3 protein-coding genes are annotated in these 2288 nt (G+C 57.7%); all 3 read left to right on the top strand.

Translation table 11 applies throughout. From position 1 onward, the window contains the following. The first annotated feature begins 250 nt into the window (after nucleotides 1-250). Nucleotides 251-1441 (top strand): Na+/H+ antiporter NhaA, encoded by a 1191-nt coding sequence (gene nhaA / locus DBR30_RS19775; RefSeq protein ID WP_108541562.1) that lies wholly within the window; start codon nucleotides 251-253, stop codon nucleotides 1439-1441. Next, nucleotides 1438-1845: a hypothetical protein gene (locus DBR30_RS19770; RefSeq protein ID WP_005348920.1), complete on the top strand. Its 408-nt coding sequence runs from the start codon at nucleotides 1438-1440 to the stop codon at nucleotides 1843-1845. Before nhaA ends, DBR30_RS19770 begins: the two co-directional genes overlap by 4 nt. Beyond that, on the top strand, nucleotides 1832-2288 hold a 457-nt coding region (nhaR, locus tag DBR30_RS19765; RefSeq protein WP_181363636.1), incomplete at its 3' end, for a transcriptional activator NhaR. The genes DBR30_RS19770 and nhaR, both read left to right, overlap by 14 nt.

The raw sequence follows: 2288 nt of genomic DNA, 5'->3' as shown, positions 1-2288 counted from the left end.
GGATCAAGGCGCCCGTCGCCATCTGATAGCAAGGCGCCTCAGGGCGCCTTTTTTATGCAGCTAAATAATTGAAAATTCATTTTATTGATTAATAAGACGGTAGCCAGAGGCGAGGTGAAAACCCGCTTATAGCAGGTATGTTTTGTTTTGCCTTCGGTTTTTTCGTTGTGTTGAGCAGCAAGAAACGATTTTCCATTGGTTGTTGCAGGATATAGACTCAAATCAAAGCAATACGGTGGAAAATTTAACCATGAGTGACGTAATCAAAAAGTTCCTGAAGCTGGAGGCCGCCTCCGGAATTATTCTGATCATGGCTGCCATGCTGGCAATGATTTTAGCCAATACCGCGCTGGCTGGCGGGTATCAGGCGTTTCTCGACACGCCGGTGCAGGTGCGCATCGCGGCCCTCGACATCAACAAGCCGCTGCTGCTCTGGATCAACGACGGCTTCATGGCGATCTTCTTCCTGCTGGTTGGTCTGGAAGTGAAGCGTGAAATGCTGGAAGGGGCGCTCTCGACCCGGGTTCAGGCGACCTTCCCGGCCATTGCAGCGGTGGGCGGCATGCTGGCGCCGGCCTTGATCTACGCCTTTTTCAACTATTCGGACGACGTGGCGCGCGCTGGCTGGGCGATCCCGGCTGCGACCGATATCGCCTTTGCCCTCGGGGTGATGGCGCTGCTCGGCAAGCGGGTGCCGGTGAGCCTCAAGGTATTCCTGTTGGCGCTGGCCATAATGGATGACTTGGGCGTCATCATCATCATCGCGCTTTTCTATACACAGCAGTTGTCGCTGGAGGCGCTGGCCATCGGTATTCTGGCAACCCTCACTCTGCTTTGGATGAATCGCCGTGGTGAGGATCGGATCAGCCTCTACATGCTGGTCGGTCTGGTGCTCTGGGTTGCGGTGCTCAAGTCGGGCGTTCACGCGACGTTGGCCGGTGTGGTGGTTGGCTTTATGGTTCCGCTTAACGGCAAGCGTTACGCCTCGCCGCTCAAGTATCTGGAGCATCAGCTGCACCCCTGGAGTGCCTATCTGATCCTGCCGCTGTTTGCCTTTGCCAACGCAGGGGTATCGCTGGAAGGGATTGGTCTCTCCTCCCTGCTGAGTCCGGTACCTATGGGGATCATGCTGGGGCTGTTTATCGGCAAGCCGCTCGGGGTGTTCACCATCAGCTGGCTGTCGGTCAAGCTGGGCATCGCCCAGTTGCCGCCCGGGGTCAACTTCAAGCAGATTTTTGCGGTCAGCATCCTCTGTGGCATCGGGTTCACCATGTCGATGTTTATCGCGTCTCTCGCCTTCGAGCACGGTGGGCTGGATTACGGCAGCTACTCTCGCCTCGGGATCCTGGTGGGCTCCACCATGGCGGCGGTAGTCGGCTATCTGGCCTTGCGCATGGCCCTTCCCAAGGGTGAAGGGGAACAGAGTACGGAGGGACTATGAAGCTGCATACAGGGTTGTTGATGCTGTTGTTGAGCCCCGCGGCATGGGCCGGCGGGCTGGAGGATTGCAAGCAGGACGCCACTTCGGCGAACTGCTCTGCCTATCTTAACGGGGTGGTAGACAGCGCCCTGCTGCTGGGGGACAAGCAGGCCAAGGCGCGCTTTGGCGAGACCTTCTCCGAGCGGGCGCTGAGCAGCCGGGCTGGCGAGATGGTCAAGCGCTCCAACAAGCGTTATTGCGCTGACCGGATGCCGGACAAGGCACGCCTCAAGGCCAGTCTGATGGAGCAGTTTGGCGCGAACAAGGTTGACTCGGTTAGCGACATGTATGACATTCTGGCGGTTGAACTCAGCTGCTACCGGAGTCCGCGTCAAGCGGGAACCCCATCGGATGTCACACCTTAACTACAACCATCTCTACTATTTCTGGATGACTCAGAAGAAGGGCTCCGTTACCCAGGCAGCGGAAGCCCTTTTTTTGACCCCGCAGACTGTAACCGGCCAGATCAAGCTGCTGGAGCAGCGCCTCGGTGGCAAGCTGCTCAAACGCAAGGGGCGCTCCCTAGAGGCGACCGAGCTGGGTCAGCTGGTGTTTCGTTATGCCGACAAGATGTTCAGCCTCTCCTACGAGATGCTCGATATCGTCAACTACCGCAAGGAGAGCCAGATCCTGTTCGACGTCGGCATCGCCGATGCCCTCTCCAAGCGCCTTGCCAGCCGTGTGCTGCTCTCTGTCATCCCCAATGATGGCTCCATCCATCTGCGCTGTTTCGAATCGACCCATGAACTGCTGCTGGAGCAGCTGAGCGAGCACAAGCTCGACATGATCCTCTCCGACTGTCCGGTGG

Source organism: Aeromonas sp. HMWF017 (genome assembly GCF_003061465.1).
Lineage (GTDB): Bacteria > Pseudomonadota > Gammaproteobacteria > Enterobacterales > Aeromonadaceae > Aeromonas > Aeromonas veronii.
This window is presented reverse-complemented; position numbering and strand designations above follow the sequence as displayed.

Coding starts and splice junctions, on each gene's coding strand:
- nhaA (WP_108541562.1), top strand. CDS start 251: ATGAGTGACGTAATCAAAAAGTTCCTGAAGCTGGAGGCCGCCTCCGGA.
- DBR30_RS19770 (WP_005348920.1), top strand. CDS start 1,438: ATGAAGCTGCATACAGGGTTGTTGATGCTGTTGTTGAGCCCCGCGGCA.